Raw genomic sequence first — 14495 nt, 5'->3', positions numbered from 1 at the left:
GACCTGCGTCACAGTAAGGAGCGTGATTCGACGGCGTCAATACACAAGACCCGGGACTTTGTGCGATTGATCGACAGAAGAAGTCAGCGGGGTCGCGAAACCCGGATCGGTGCCGGAGACGCTGGCACCCGGACGCTCGCTCTGGCACGTTGGGCACGTGACCGACCAGCCTCCGGAACTCGCTCCGCGGGACTGGAACGCGGAGCCCGCCGACGTGCTGCTCGCCGACGGCACGGTCGCGGTGATCCGGTCGCTGCGCGAGGACGACCGCGACGCGGTGCTCGCCCTGCACGAGTCGGTGTCGGTGGACACGCTCAGGCTGCGCTTCTTCTCCCCCAGCCGCGAGGCGGGCCGTCTCTACGTCGACCACCTCTTCGCCCCGGACAACACGTCCTCGGCGGCGCTGGTGGCGCTGGTGCGCGGTCGGGTCGCCGGGCTCGCGACCGCCGAGCTGCTCTCCCCCGACAGCGCCGAGGTGGCGTTCCTGGTCGCGGACGAGGACCGCGGCCGGGGGCTGGGCAGCCTGCTGCTCGAGCACCTCGCCGCGCTGGGTCGCCGGCACGGGGTCAGCCGGTTCGTGGCCGAGGTGCTCGGCGACAACTACGGCATGCTCGGCGTCTTCCGGGCGGCCGGCTTCGCCGCCACGCGGCGCACGGTGGCGGGCGAGGTCGACGTCGAGCTGCACACCGACGCCTCCCGCGAGGCCGTGGAGGCGGCGGACCGACGCGAGTGGCGCGCGGCCGCCCGGTCCCTCCGCCCGCTGCTCCACCCCGCGAGCGTCGCGGTGGTCGGCGTACGACGCTCGGCGGGCGGCTTCGGGCACGGCGTGCTGGAGGCGATCCGCAGCTCGTCCTACGCCGGCGCCCTGCACGTCGTGCACCCGGAGGCGGACACCATCGACGGACTGCCGACCGTCCGCAGCCTGGCCGACCTCGACCACCCGGTCGACCTCGTCGTGGTCGCTGTCCCGGCCGACGGCGTGGCCGACGTGCTGCGCGACGCGGCCGCCAACGGGGCGGGATCCGCGCTCGTGATCTCCTCGGGCTTCTCCGGGACCGGGCACGACGAACGGCGCCGCAAGCTGCTCGGCCTCGCGCGGGCCCACAGCCTGCGCCTGGTCGGTCCGAACTCCCAGGGCGTCCTGGCCAACGGCGACGGGCTCGACGCGACGCTGCTCCACGACGTGCCGGAGGTGGGTGGCCTCGCGGTCGCCTCCCAGTCGGGGGGCATGGGGTTCGCCCTGCTCGACCTGGCCCGCGACGTCGGGCTGGGCGTGCAGGCCTTCGTCTCCCTCGGCGACAAGGTCGACGTGTCGAGCAACGACCTCCTCGCCGCCTGGATGGACGACGAGGCGGTCGCCGCCTGCGCGCTCTACCTCGAGTCGTTCGGCAACGCACTCAAGTTCGCCCGGACCGCCCGCCGCTTCGCGGAGCAGAAGCCCCTGCTGGCGGTGGTGGGCGGTCGGTCGCGGGCCCGCCAGGACCCCTCGGTCTCCACCGTCGGCGTCGGCGTCGACGCCCTGCTGGACCAGTCCGGCGTGATCGCCTGCCCCACCGGAGCGGAGCTGACCGAGACCGCGCTGCTGCTCGTGGAGCAGCCGCTGCCGGCCGGGCTCCGGGTGTGCATCGTCTCCAACACCGGCGGCGTGGGCGCCCTGACCACCGACCGGGCCGACGGCCAGGGCATGGTCGTCGAGCCGACGTCGTACGACCTCGGCGCCGCCCTGCGTGCGGCGGTCCCGGGCGCGGTCGACGTACGCAACCCGGTGGACCTCGGCGCCGACGTCACCCCCGACGAGCTCACGGCCGCGCTGCGCGCCGTGCTCGACGCCGGTGAGACCGACGCCGTCCTGGTGCTGCTCGTGGCCAACCGGCTCACCGACCGCGACGCGCTCTTCGCCGCGGTCGCCCGGGCGCGGCCCTCGGGCGCCGACGTGCCCCTGCTCCTGGTCACGCCGGGTGCGGCCTTCGAGGCGGCGCGCGGGCTGCCGGGCGTCACGGTCTACCGCTCGACCGACGCCGCGATCGGGGCGCTCGGCCGGGCCATGCGCTACGCCGCCTGGCGCCGCGTGCCTGCCGACCAGCCGGAGGTCGAGCCGGCACCCGCGGCGTCCACGCCCGGACCTGGGCCCGCTCCCGGCTGACCGAGCGCCGCGGCGAGCCCGAGTGGCTGGCGCCCTCCGCGCACGGGGAGCTGCTCGCGCCCTACGGCATCCACCTCGTCGGCCGGCTCGCCCACGGACCCGACGAGGCGGAGGCGGTCGCCGCGGAGATCGGTTACCCCGTGGCCGTGAAGGTCGCCGACCCGACGGTGCTGCACAAGTCCGACCGAGGCCTGGTCCGGATCGACCTGCGCACCGGCCGCGACGTCGCCGACGCCGTACGCCGCTTCACCGACGAGCTCGGCCGGGACCACGTCGACGTGCTGGTCCAGCCGCTCGTGCTCGGGCACCTCGCCTCCGTCGGCCTCGTGCGCGACCCGCAGCTCGGTCCGCTCGTCCGGGTCGCGAGCGGCGCGGGACCCGTCGGCAGCTGGGCCGAGGAGGTGCTGCTGCTGCCGCCCGTCGGGGCCGCCGACGCGGCGCGGGCGGTGCGTGCCCTCCGGCTGTGGCCCCAGCTGGTCGGCGACCACGGTCTCGAGGAGGTGGACCTCGAACCGCTCGAGGCGCTGGTGATGTCGGTGGGCAGGCTGGCCGTCGACGTGCCCCACGTCGCCGACCTCACCCTCGAGCCGGTGGTCGTCAACGCGCACGGGCTCTTCTGCGTCGACGTGAAGCTCCGCATCGCCGAGCCGCCCGAGCTCGACACCGGCATCCCGCGCAGGCTCCGGTCCTAGCCGGCTCCCGCCGAACCACCCGTCGCGGGTGGGGTCCGGCCCGGCCGCCCGGACGACGATCGAGCCAGCACCCGTCGCCCGGACCGAGGAGGAGCCGACGTGCACCCTGCCGCCGGAGAAGTCGACCACACCCCGCACACCCCACGGAGGTCAGCGCGACACCGCCTGGCCCTCACCGGGCTCCTCGCAGCACTGGCGCTGGTCGTCTCGGCGTGCAGCGACGCCGACGACTCCGCGGACGAGGCGACCGCGGCCGAGACGTGGGCCTCCGACGTCTGCTCGACGGTCGGCGCGTGGACCACCACGGTCGAGGACGCCCGCACCACGCTCAGCACACCGCGCGACCTCAGTGTCGACGAGCTCGAGGCGACGGTCACCGAGGTCGGCGACGCCACCTCCACGCTGGTGGACGACCTGGGCGGTCTGGGCACCCCGGACACGGAGTCCGGCGACGAGGCCGAGCAGCGGATCGCGTCGCTGTCGGAGCAGCTCCAGGAGCAGGCTGCCGTCGTGGAGGACGGATCCGCTGGCGAGCCGCAGGGGATGGACGAGCTCCTCACCCGCGTCTCGACCGTCACCGGCGCCGTGGCCCAGATGATCTCGGACACGCAGGCGGCCGTCGCCGACCTCCGGACGCTGGACGGGGCCCAGGAGCTGGAGGACGCCTTCTCCAGCGCGGCGTCCTGCGAGGACCTCAGGTCCTGACGTCCGGGCCGCTGACCTGGATCCGGGACTCGGTGGACTGGTCGCGCTCGCCCCGCAGCCAGCTGCCGAGCCATCCTCGGTCGACCGCGATCGCCTGTCCGAGGACGGCCGTGAGGAGGACGCAGAAGGACACGACGTAGAGCCAGGCCAGGTAGGTGAAGGCGACCCCGATGGTGCCGTACCTGCCGGCGCTGGCGTCGAGCGCGAGCGGCAGCCACACCGCCGAGGCCGGCCGGACGACCAACATCAGGCCGGCGAAGAGGACGGCCGCCGGCAGGAGACAACGGGGCCTGACGGCGCCCGACAGCAGGAGCCACGGGACGAACGTCACGATGACCAGGTCGCACGCGAACGCCACGATCCGTTCCCACACGTCCCCCGGCGGGACCGCGGAGGCGAACTGGCTCAGGGCTCGCACCACGAACAGCGAGAGTGCCAGCGCGACGACCACCGCCAGCCACCTCCACGCCGAGCGCAGCGTGCTGCGGGGACGCGGCAGCTCCCAGATGGCGGCGTAGGCGCGCGTCAGCGCACGGGACAGGCTGGTCGCCGATGCCAGGACGATGAGCACACCCACCACGCCGAACCCGGCACTGGCGGACGCCTCGACAGCCTGGTCCAGCACCGATCGTGACTCCTCGGGCATCTCCACGGCGTCAGCGATCGTGTCCGCGTGCCGGCTGCCCACCCAGCTGGCCAAGAGGATCAGGATGGGGAACACCGAGGTGAAGAACTGGGCTGCGATGGTCATCGAGCGGTCGAAGATCTCGATGCGGACACAGCCCTCGGCGCTGTTGAGCGCGATCCGACCCGGCCATCTCGCGACCAGCCGCCTGACCGGCCCACGCGATCGCGCAGGCAGGCGGTCGATCGCCCGGTGCGCGAGCTCCTCAGGTGACCACGCCGCGGGGAGATCGCCCTCGGGCGACACGTCCCCGACGGGGGCTGGACCGCGACCACCGACCTGACTCATGGCTCGATGCCTACAGCAGGAAGGACGCCGCAACCTCACCTCACCCGGATGAGTCGCTCACGACGCGACGGCTCGTCGCGGGCTCGACAGCGCTCTGTGGCCGACCCAAGGGACAGGACGGTCCGATCCTCACTCGTTACGGGTGAGGAAGTGTCCCGAGTCCTCCCGCCATGCTCGCCACACCCTCGATCAATCCGCCTCGGGGGTCAGGACCGAAAGGACGAGATCATGGACTCCATCACCACGGACTTCTGGGACGTGCTCCTGTGGAGCTTCTGGTTCTTCATCTGGATCGCAGCGCTGATGGTGTGGTTCCGCTGTCTGGTCGACCTCTTCGGCGACGACTCGCTCAGCGGATGGGGAAAGGCCGGGTGGGCGATCCTCCTCATCCTCGTGCCGTGGCTCGGAGCACTGATCTACGTGATCGCCCGCGGCCGGAGCATGACCCAGCGACAGATCGCATCGGCGGAGAAGGTGAGGGCCGACCAGGAGCAGTACATCAAGCAGGTGGCGGGCTCCGGCCCGAGCCCGGCCGACCAGATCGCCCAGGGAAGGGCGCTGCTCGACGCAGGCACGATCACCCAGCAGGAGTTCGACGCGCTGAAGGCGAAGGCACTGGCCTGAGAGCAGTCGTCCGCGGGGCGCGGTCAGCATGACGCACGACCGCCTTCCCACCCCTTCGGGTCGGGCGGCGACGCACCGTCGTGAGCGTCGTTGTTGAATGGCCGCCGTAAGAGAACCCCGACGATCAGGAGATCACGTGAACAAGACCGAGCTGCGCGACGCCATCGCCTCGCACGCCGAGCTGAGCAACGCCCAGGCTGACAAGGCCCTCGAGGCCGTCATCGCCTCCATCACCACCGCTGTCGCCGGTGGCGACAAGGTCACCGTCCCGGGCTTCGGGACGTTCGAGTCCCGCGAGCGCTCCGCCCGCACCGGCCGCAACCCGCAGACCGGTGAGACGATGGAGATCGCTGCGAGCAAGGCTCCCGCCTTCAAGCCGGCTGCTGCGTTCAAGAACGCCGTCAACGGCTGACGCACAGCCCCACCGTCGACCGAGTGGGGAAGATCGTCCGCGACATGTCAGGACGATCTTCCCCACTGTCGGCTGCCCCAGCCCCACTGTCGGCTGGCGCGCGGATCGCTCAGGTGGAGCCGTGCACGACCTCGAGCGCCTGGCGGGCGATCTCCCACTCCTCGTCGGTGGGGACGACGAGGACGGCGACGCCGGAGTCGTCGCTCGAGACCGCGCGGGCGCCGTTGCCGGGCGCGGCGTTGCGGGCGGGGTCGAGCACGATCCCGAGCCGGTCGAGGCCGGTGAGGGCCGCGGCCCTCAGGTCGGGGCTGTGCTGGCCGACGCCGCCCGTGAAGACCACGGCGTGCAGCTCGCCGAGCGCGGCGTAGTAGGCGCCGACGTACTTGCGGACGCGGTAGGCGTAGACGTCGAAGGCGAGCCTCGCCGCGTCGTCACCGGCCTCCATCCGCCGGGTGAGCTCGCGGAAGTCGTTGACCCCGGAGAGGCCCCGCAGGCCGGACTCGCGGTAGAGCGCGCGGTCGATCTCGTCCAGCGACCAGCCGAGCTCGCGGTGCAGGTGGCCGTGGATGGCCGGGTCGAGGTCGCCGGAGCGCGTGCCCATCACCAGCCCCTCGAGCGGGGTGAGGCCCATCGACGTGTCCACGGACCTGCCGCCCCGGACGGCGGCGGCCGACGCACCGTTGCCGAGGTGCAGGACCACGAGGTTGGTCTCCTCCACCGGGCGGTCGAGGAGCTCAGCGGCACGGCGGGACACGAACGCGTACGACGTCCCGTGGAAGCCGTAGCGCCGGATCCGGTGCTCCTCGCGCCAGGCCAGCGGGACGGCGTAGGTGTAGGCGTGCTCGGGCATCGTCTGGTGGAACGCGGTGTCGAAGACCGCGACCTGCGGCACCTCGGGGAAGAGGCGCCGCGCGACCCGCAGCCCCTCGAGGTTGGCGGGATTGTGCAGTGGCGCGAGCGGCACGAGGTCCTCGACGGTCGCGAGGAGGCGGTCGTCGACGACCACCGGCTCGGCGAAGAGGTCACCGCCGTGCACGACCCGGTGGCCCACCGCCGCCAGGTCGTCCCGGTCGATCGCCGGTCCGTGCCGGTCGAAGGCGTCGAGGGCCGAGCGCAGCGCGTCCTCGAAGTCGGCGACGTGACGCTCCTCGGTGTGGTCCTCGCCGTCGACCGAGTGGGTCAGCGTGCCGGTGTCCTCGCCGATCCGCTCCACCGTGCCGGACGCCTCGGCGACGCCGGTGCCACCGTCGAGGAGGCGGTACTTCAGCGACGACGACCCCGCGTTGAGGACCAGCACCCGCTGCGTCACGACCGCTCCTGCGCCTGGATCGCGGTGATCGCCACCGTGTTGACGATGTCACGCACCAGCGCACCTCGCGACAGGTCGTTGACCGGCTTGCGCAGGCCCTGCAGCACCGGTCCCACCGCCAGCGCGCCGGCCGAGCGCTGCACGGCCTTGTATGTGTTGTTGCCCGTGTTGAGGTCGGGGAAGACGAAGACCGTCGCCCGCCCGGCCACGGCGGAGTCGGGCAGCTTGGTGCGCGCGACCGCGGCGTCGATCGCGGCGTCGTACTGGATCGGACCCTCCACGAGCAGGTCGGGCGCCCGCTCGCGGACCATCGCCGTCGCCTGGGTGACCTTCTCGACGTCGGTGCCGCTGCCGGAGGTTCCCGTGGAGTACGACAGCATCGCGACGCGCGGCTCGACGCCGAAGGCCGCGGCGGTGCGAGCCGACGCGACCGCGATGTCGGCGAGCTGGGTGGCCGTGGGGTCGGGATTGACTGCGCAGTCGCCGTAGACGAGCACCTGGTCCCTCAGGCACATGAAGAACACCGAGGACACCACCGACACCTCGGGCACCGTGCGGATGACCTCCAGCGCGGGGCGGATGGTGTGGGCGGTCGTGTGCACCGCGCCCGACACCATCCCGTCGGCGAGGCCGAGCTCGACCATCATCGTGCCGAAGTAGGACACGTCGACCACGATGTCGCGGGCCGCCTCGAGGTCGATCCCCTTGTGCGCGCGGCGCTGGTGGTACTCCTGCGCGAACCGCTCACGCAGCTCCTCGTCGTAGGGGCTGAGCACGCGCGCGGCGGACACGTCGATGCCGAGGTGGGTGGCCTTGGCGCGCACGACCATCGGGTCGCCGAGCAGGGTCAGGTCGGCGACGTTGCGCCGGAGCAGGATGTCGGCGGCGCGCAGGATCCGCTCCTCCTCGCCCTCCGGCAGGACGATGTGACGGCGGTCGGCGATCGCGTCGTCGAGGACCCGGTGCTCGAACATCAGCGGCGTGACGACCGAGGTGCGGGCCACCTCGAGACCGCTCATCAGCTCGTCGCCGTCGACGTGCTCGGCGAACATCGTCAGGGCCGTCGCGATCTTGCGCGGGGAGTCCTTGTCGAGACGACCGCGGCGGTTGGTCAGCGCGGTCGAGGTGGCATGGGTGCCGAGGTCGGTGGCGACGATCGGCAGCGCCACCTCCAGGCCGTCGAGGAGCCGGTCGACCTGCTCGGGCAGGTCGAGCCCGCCGTTGAGGACGATGCCGGAGAGCTGCGGGAAGCTGGCCGACTGGTGGGCGGTGAGGACGCCGAGGACCACCTCGGGCCGGTCGCCGGGCGTGACGACGAGCGCGCCGTCGAAGAGTCGGTCGAGCACGTTGGGCAGCGTCATCGCCGCGACCACCAGGCCCGGCACCTCGCGCGCCAGCTGGCTCTCGTCGCCCCGCACGAGGTGGCCGTCGCAGGCCGCCATCAGGTCGCCCACCGACGGCGCGCTGAGGAGGGGCTGCTCGGGCAGCGCGAACGCAGGTACGCCGTCGCGGCGCAGCGCGGTCGCCGTCCGGTCGGTGGCCTCGGGGTCGACGCGGTTGGCGATGACGGCGAACAGCGCCGCGTGGTTGGCGGCCAGCTCGGCCTTCGCCATCGCCGCCGCGGTGCAGAGCTGGTCGACGCCCCTCCCCTGACCGTTGAGGACGAGCAGTACCGGCGCGCCGAGGTTGGCGGCGACCCGGGCGTTGAACGCGAACTCGGCCGGGGCGCCGACGTCGGTGTAGTCGCTGCCGACGATGACCACGGCGTCGCTCTGCTCGGCGACCTGGTGGTAGCGCGCGACGATGCGGTCCATCGCGCCGTCCGGGTCGGCGTGCACGTCGTCGTAGCTGACGCCCGCGCACTCGTCGTACGTCAGGGAGACGGCGTCGTGCGAGACGAGGAGGTCGAGGACGTAGTCGTGGACGTCGCCCGTCGATGCCTCGGCACGGACCACCGGCCGGAAGACCGCCACCCGGGCCACCCGGCGCGACAGCTGCTCGAGCACCCCGAGCGCGACGGCGGACTTGCCGGTGAACCCCTCGACGCCGGCCACGTAGACACTGCGAGCCATGGCCCGACCCTAGCGGCCGGGCCGGCGCCAGACGCGGCCCCGGGGCACTCTGTCCATGGTCTGTCCAATGTTTCGCATTTCGGCTGTCGACGTGCTGTGCACCCGGGCGAGGATTCTTCCGGGCCCGGATCCGGGCCGCCACCCCGATCGACCCATGGCCGGAAGGAGAAGGCCCGTGACCACCGTCGCGACGCCCCCGCACCCCCACCACGACGCGTCCCCCGTGCAGGCCGAGCGCGACGAGCGCGCGCGGCGTACCGCCTCGATCGTCGCGGAGCTGCGCCGGGTGGGACCGGGGCCGGCACGTCAGGGCCTGGTGGACGAGCTGATCGCGACCAACGCCGGCGTCGCGCGGTCCATGGCAGCCCGCTACCGCAACCGGGGCATCGACCTCGACGACCTCGAGCAGGTCGCCCTCGTCGGCCTCGTCAAGGCGGCTCGTCGCTTCGACCCGTTCGCCGGGCACGACTTCATGTCCTACGCAGTGCCCACCGTGCGGGGCGAGCTGCGCCGCCACTTCCGCGACTCGGGGTGGATGATCCGTGTCCCGCGCCGCGTGCAGCAGCTGCAGGCCCGGATCCGGGCCACCCAGCACGAGCTGGAGGCCCTCCTGGGACGCTCGCCCCGCCCGTCGGAGATCGCCCTCCACCTCGGCGTCGACCGGGACGACGTCGTCGAGGCGATCTCGGCCGACGGCTGCTTCCGGCCGGCGTCGATCGACACCAGCGCCGACGACGAGCGCGGCGGGACGATCGCCGACGTGCTGGGGCTCGAGGAGCGTGGGTTCGAGTCCCTTGAGGCCAGGCTCGTGCTCGACTCGGCCGTCGGCCGCCTGACCGAGCGGGAGCGCCTGATCCTCCGGTGGCGGTTCGTCGACGAGCGCACCCAGCGCGAGATCGCCGATCTCATCGGGCTCACGCAGGCGCAGGTCTCCCGCATCCTCACCCGCGTGCTCGCCCGCCTTCGCTCCGACCTGGTCGAGCCGCTGACCGCCGCCTGACGCCGGACCCGGACCCACTGCCGCGGGCCGGGGCCGGTCAGCGAGCTCCGCGCAGCTGACCGGCCCGCGCAGCGAGCAGCCACGCGAGCAGCTGGCTGCGGGTGTTGCCGTCGTCGATGGCCGTGTCGGGCAGGCGCCTGCCGACCTCCAGGGCGCGTCGCGGCTCGGCGAGGGCCAGGTACATCGTCAGGTAGTCGCCGAACATCGTGTCGAACCCGCGCGCGGACGCCTCGGCGACGCTGGCACGGACACGCTCCTCGTCGACCTTCCCCTGCGCCATCACGGCGGGCATGGGCAGCAGCTGGATGCCCAGCATCGCGGAGGGCTCGTCGCTGAACCAGGTGGCCCACTCGCGCTTGCCGCCCCAGTTGAGGGAGACCATCGAGTGGTCGTACGCCGCCGGGAGGTCTCGCGGCTCGAGCCAGTAGGCGCGGGCCGAGGCGGCCTCGAGGCTCAGCTGCCACGTGGCCTGCCGGGCGAGCGCCTGGTTGCCGTCAGCCGCCGCCCACAGCGCCAGGCCGTTCCAGGCGCTGATCGCCTCCGAGCTCGACTCCTGGTTGTTGCCGTCGGCGAAGACGGAGGTCCCCGACGCCCACGAGTGGGCGGTGTAGGGGTCGAAGCTGCGCAGGGCTGGGAGCGCGCTGTTCGTCGCCGGGGACGCGATGTCCTCCGCGAGCGCGGTCAGCGTCGGACGCCACCGGTCGAGGAGCTCGGGCTGCCCCTCGCCGAGGAGTGCCGCCGCAGCGAGGAAGTAGCCGTAATGGAAGTGGTGGTCGTTGAACTCCTCGGACCCGAACGATGCCGCCCGGCCCACGACGCCCTTCCACGCGGTGTCGTAGGCGAAGCAGCGGGTGGCGTCGACCCCGCACTCGGAGGTGCCGCCCAGCCAGGCGTCCAGCTCGGTGACCGCGCGCTCACGGATCGCGGCGGCGTCGTCGTCGGCGCCGACGTCCTCGGCGAGGCGGGTGAGCTGTGCCATCCGGTGGACGTCCTTGCCACCGAAGTAGGTGTCCTGCCGCGGCGCGGCGGCGGAGGTCTCCCGGGCCACGTCCGCGACCACCTGGTCGCGCAGCTCGGCGCGCGCCGCGCGGCCGAGCCCGTCCACGTCGGGCGTCGCGTCCGGCCGCAGTGCCGGGACGCTGGTCACCAGCGACCGGGCGCGGACCAGTCGAAGGGGCCCGTAGAGCGAGTCGACACGGCCACGGGTCGTCGCACGGTCGAGACGCTGGTGCGGCATCACCGCCAGCACGGTGCTGCGACCGCGCGGGGTCCGGTAGTCGATCCTGGTGCGGGCCTGTCCCCCGACGAGGTCGAAGCCGGTCGACGTGCCGCGGACGGGCACGGCGCCACGGGAGAGCTCGGCCAGCGTCGCGTCGTCACGAGCCGCGAAGGCCAGCAGGGTCTCCCCGCGCTCCAGGCGTACGACGTCGCCGGAGGGGTCGACCGTCCGGCGGCTGCCGTCGGAGTCGGAGACCGCGAGCCCGTACGTCGTGTCGCCGGCGACCATCGCCAGCCACCGGCCACCGTCGCGACGCTCGAGGCCGGCAGGCACGGTGACGTCCTGGGCCTGCAACGCCGTGTAGCCGACGTAGGGCCAGCCCTCGGCCAGGTCGAGCTCGCCGACCGGCGTGCCGGACGAGGTGTAGGTCGAGGTCACCGACACCGGATCGGCGCGGGTGGCGGTGAACGCGTCGGCCGCCAGGCCGAGGCGCAGCTCCGGGACGAACGGCGCCGTGATGGTCCGCTCCGAGGCGGACACCCGGGGCAACCCGACGGCGACGCCGGTGTCGTCGGCCTGGGCAGCCAGGGGCATCGCGAAGACAGGCTGCGGCTCGGAGCCGAAGAACATCCCCGAGTACCACCGGTTGGTGGGGGGCGCGAGGTCTGCGTCGACCCGGGCCGGGCCTGTCGAGCCCTCCACCCGGGGCAGCCGTGCCGCCGCGGGTGCCCAGGACGCCGGCGCCTGACGCGTCACGGGCGTCCACCCCGACGACGCCGACGCCCCCGCCGACCCCGCGGACTGGAACGGGTCGAAGGTGCCCTGCCCGCCCGACGGGTCGCGGTCGCGGTCGAGCAGCGACCCCATCCCCACGGCGACGCCGGCGAGCACGGCGAGCACCGCGACAGCCGTCACCGAGGCGGTGAGCCAGCTGCGGCCCCTCATCCCGTGCCCCCGGGCGTGAGCAGGCCTGCGAGGAGGGAACGGACCGACTCGGCCAGACCGTCCCTGCGCAGCGTCACGTCCACGTCGACCGGGGTGCCGGACGCGAACAGGCCGCGGTTGTTGAGTGCCGGGGAGACGACACGCAGCCGGGTCGCTGCGCTCGCACCGTCGGTGCGGACCCCGATGCGGTCGATCTCGGCCTGCACGGACTGCTCGTCCGGCAGCCGCACCGTGACGTCGTCCGCGCCGCGCATCAGCGCGTACTGCTTCGGCGTGAGCCGGAAGTCGGCCTGCACGTAGCTGGTGCCCTGCTCCTGCACCTGCGCCAGCGTCGAGTTGGCGGCCACGTAGGCGCCCTCGATGGGCTGGACCTCCGCGACCTTGCCGGCCGACGTCGCACGGATCACGACCTTGGTGTCGTCGCGGATGTCGTAGGGCGAGCTCTCGGGCTCGATCGCGTCCTTGGCGATCTCCCGGGCCAGCTCGGTGCTGCGGACGACGAACAGCGGGTCGCCCTTGCCGACCTGGTCGCCCACGTCGACCTTGCGCGCGACGACCGTGCCGGCGTAGGGCGTGCCGACGGTGTAGTCGTCGGTGCGCACCGTGGCACTGACGTCGTGGACGGTGCTGATGCGGTGGTTCATGCTCAGTGCCAGCGCGGCGACGGCGCCGACGACGAGCAGCATGCCCACGAGGTACTTCAGACGGGTGAGGACGTTCATCGGGGGCCTCCAACGAGGGTCGTGGTCGGGGTGGGCGAGGAGTCGACGGGCGCGGCTGCCGTGGCGGCGTGGCGTCGGCGCCGCGCCTGGCGGGACTGCCGGCGGGCGTCGCGACGTGTCGTACGTCGCACGGCCCGGGCGGCTCGTGCCTCGCGGTAGGTGACGGTCAGGAAGATGCCGAGGACGAGGGTGTTGAGCGCGTTCCAGGCCAGGGCCACGTTGAAGGAGCCGGTGACCTCGGCCTTCCAGGCGCCGACGACCGTGGTCAGGAGCAGGAACACGAAGACCAGCACCTGCGGGAACGTGTAGGTGAACGGCGAGCGGGCGCCACCGGCACTGCCGGTCACGTGCCACTGGCGCTCACGCCTGGTGACGGCGTTCCACATCGCCTGGATGTAGATGGGGAACGACGAGGACGCGAGCATCAGCGTCTCCCAGCGGAACGAGCCCATCGTGTAGAGCGCGACGACCACCTGCATGAAGTAGAAGCCGGCGTAGTACATCAACCAGGTGCTCGTCGGCACGCCGAGCGCCACCGGGGTGAGGTCGAAGTAGATCTGCAACGGCGGCACCGCGAGCAGCAGCGCCGGGGCGATGCCGTTGAGGTAGAACGTCGCGGTCGTGAGGTACTGGATCCGCTGGTCGGTGGTGAGGTTGCGCTTGCGGCTCAGCGGGTTGTGCCGCAGCAGGATCTCGAAGGCGCCGGTGGCCCAGCGCAGCTGCTGCTTGCTGTAGGCCTCGACGGACTCGGGGGTGTCTCCGACCGCGAGCACCGCGCCGGTGTAGATCGAGCGCCAGCCGCGCTCGTGCAGGTGGATCGAGGTCCAGATGTCCTCGGACTTCGACTCCTGGTAGATGCCGCCGATGTCGGCCACCGCGTTGCGCCGGAAGACGACGTTGGTCCCGACGCAGAACGCCGCGTTGAAGCGGTTCTTGCCGGACTGGATCAGGGAGTAGAACACCGACTGCATGTAGCCGGAGCCCCTGGACAGGACGGTGTGCAGGTTGCCGTAGGTCTGCGGGGTCTGCACGAAGGCGACCTGTCGGTGGCGAAGTAGGGCAGCGTCTCGTGGAGGAACTGCGGCTCCGGAGCGAAGTCGGCGTCGAACACGGCGAAGAACTCACCGTCGGTGATCGAGAGGGCGTGGTTGATGTTGCCGGCCTTGGCACCGTGGTTGTCGGGCCGACGGACGTACTCCGCGCCCAGCTCGTGGGCGAGGTCACGGACGTCGTCGGAGCGGCCGTCGTCGAGCACCAGCGTCCGGTGCTGCCCGCGGATCGCGAGCGCCGCGGCGACGGTGCGACGGATCACGGCGAGGTCCTCGCCGTAGGTCGTGACGAAGACGTCGACGGTGGTCTGCTCGTCGTGGATCCGCATCGGCCACCGGCTCGGGGTCGCCTGGAGCCCCTGCGCGACGATCTGGCCGGGTTCGAAGAGCGCCCGCTTGGCCTGGTGGTAGGAGAAGTCACGGGGGTCGTAGCCGCTGGAGAGGATGGTCCACAGGGCCAGCAGCGCCTGCGCGATCAGCCAGGTCTCGGCGGTGACGACGAGTGCGAACGGCAGGAGGTCGCCGTGGTGCGAGGGTCGGAAGATGAAGGTGGCGTAGGCGAGCACGCCGATGGTCGCCAGCAGGACCAGCATCATCAGCGACGGCGAGCTGGACCTGGTGGCGTCACGG

At 72.6% G+C, this 14495-nt stretch carries 11 protein-coding genes and 1 pseudogene; 6 read left to right on the top strand and 6 right to left on the bottom strand.

Features of this window, described 5'->3' with window-relative positions; all coding sequences use genetic code 11:
• The first annotated feature begins 157 nt into the window (after positions 1-157).
• From ACNKF0_RS08870 to ACNKF0_RS08860, 3 genes are all read left to right on the top strand, one after another.
• Positions 158-2143: a GNAT family N-acetyltransferase gene (locus tag ACNKF0_RS08870; protein WP_416957575.1), complete on the top strand. Its 1986-nt coding sequence runs from the start codon at positions 158-160 to the stop codon at positions 2141-2143.
• Complete coding sequence (locus ACNKF0_RS08865; protein WP_416958463.1) at positions 2059-2835, top strand: acetate--CoA ligase family protein; 777 nt, start codon at positions 2059-2061, stop codon at positions 2833-2835. Before ACNKF0_RS08870 ends, ACNKF0_RS08865 begins: the two co-directional genes overlap by 85 nt.
• Before the next feature lie 99 nt (positions 2836-2934).
• Entirely contained in the window at positions 2935-3540 is a 606-nt protein-coding gene (locus ACNKF0_RS08860; protein ID WP_416957573.1) for a hypothetical protein, read from the top strand.
• Here the strand turns inward: ACNKF0_RS08860 and ACNKF0_RS08855 are convergent.
• Positions 3530-4513, bottom strand: coding sequence for a YihY/virulence factor BrkB family protein (locus ACNKF0_RS08855; protein ID WP_416957571.1), 984 nt, complete (start codon positions 4511-4513; stop codon positions 3530-3532). The two genes, ACNKF0_RS08860 and ACNKF0_RS08855, sit on opposite strands and share 11 nt — an antisense overlap.
• A 228-nt stretch (positions 4514-4741) precedes the next feature.
• Here ACNKF0_RS08855 and ACNKF0_RS08850 point away from each other — a divergent pair, with 228 nt between their 5' ends.
• Entirely contained in the window at positions 4742-5137 is a 396-nt protein-coding gene (locus ACNKF0_RS08850; protein ID WP_416957569.1) for an SHOCT domain-containing protein, read from the top strand.
• Between the two features lie 136 nt (positions 5138-5273).
• Entirely contained in the window at positions 5274-5549 is a 276-nt protein-coding gene (locus ACNKF0_RS08845) for an HU family DNA-binding protein (protein WP_299931514.1), read from the top strand.
• A gap of 109 nt (positions 5550-5658) precedes the next feature.
• Here the strand turns inward: ACNKF0_RS08845 and ACNKF0_RS08840 are convergent, their stop codons facing one another.
• A complete protein-coding gene (locus ACNKF0_RS08840) occupies positions 5659-6858 on the bottom strand; it encodes an acetate/propionate family kinase (RefSeq protein ID WP_416957566.1) in 1200 nt (399 codons plus the stop codon).
• On the bottom strand, positions 6855-8930 hold the full coding sequence (gene pta, locus ACNKF0_RS08835) for a phosphate acetyltransferase (RefSeq protein WP_416957564.1): 2076 nt from the start codon (positions 8928-8930) through the stop codon (positions 6855-6857). Before pta ends, ACNKF0_RS08840 begins: the two co-directional genes overlap by 4 nt.
• A gap of 175 nt (positions 8931-9105) precedes the next feature.
• Between pta and ACNKF0_RS08830 the strand changes: the two genes are divergently transcribed.
• Positions 9106-9930, top strand: a complete 825-nt coding sequence (locus tag ACNKF0_RS08830; protein WP_416957562.1) for a SigB/SigF/SigG family RNA polymerase sigma factor — start codon at positions 9106-9108, stop codon at positions 9928-9930.
• Positions 9931-9967: 37 nt separating this feature from the next.
• On the opposite strand, the gene ACNKF0_RS08825 is transcribed toward ACNKF0_RS08830, so the two are convergent.
• From ACNKF0_RS08825 to ACNKF0_RS08815, 3 genes and pseudogenes are all read right to left on the bottom strand, one after another.
• Positions 9968-12094 carry a glycosyl hydrolase gene (locus ACNKF0_RS08825; RefSeq protein ID WP_416957560.1) on the bottom strand — a complete coding sequence of 709 codons (2127 nt, stop codon included), beginning with the start codon at positions 12092-12094 and terminating at the stop codon, positions 9968-9970.
• Complete coding sequence (locus ACNKF0_RS08820) at positions 12091-12816, bottom strand: HlyD family efflux transporter periplasmic adaptor subunit (RefSeq protein WP_416957558.1); 726 nt, start codon at positions 12814-12816, stop codon at positions 12091-12093. The genes ACNKF0_RS08825 and ACNKF0_RS08820 overlap by 4 nt, the downstream gene beginning before the upstream one ends.
• A pseudogene (locus ACNKF0_RS08815) lies at positions 12813-14194 on the bottom strand (glycosyltransferase). Before ACNKF0_RS08815 ends, ACNKF0_RS08820 begins: the two are co-directional and overlap by 4 nt.
• Positions 14195-14495 lie beyond the last annotated feature (301 nt).

It is taken from the genome of Nocardioides sp. T5, assembly GCF_048161455.1.
GTDB lineage: Bacteria > Actinomycetota > Actinomycetes > Propionibacteriales > Nocardioidaceae > Nocardioides.
Note: the sequence above shows the minus strand (reverse complement) of the source record. Positions and strands in the feature narration are given on the sequence as shown.

Bases quoted from the DNA above. Each gene is read 5' to 3' on its own strand.
- ACNKF0_RS08855 (WP_416957571.1), bottom strand. From the start codon at position 4,513: ATGAGTCAGGTCGGTGGTCGCGGTCCAGCCCCCGTCGGGGACGTGTCG.
- ACNKF0_RS08850 (WP_416957569.1), top strand. From the start codon at position 4,742: ATGGACTCCATCACCACGGACTTCTGGGACGTGCTCCTGTGGAGCTTC.
- pta (WP_416957564.1), bottom strand. From the start codon at position 8,930: ATGGCTCGCAGTGTCTACGTGGCCGGCGTCGAGGGGTTCACCGGCAAG.
- ACNKF0_RS08825 (WP_416957560.1), bottom strand. From the start codon at position 12,094: ATGAGGGGCCGCAGCTGGCTCACCGCCTCGGTGACGGCTGTCGCGGTG.
- ACNKF0_RS08820 (WP_416957558.1), bottom strand. From the start codon at position 12,816: ATGAACGTCCTCACCCGTCTGAAGTACCTCGTGGGCATGCTGCTCGTC.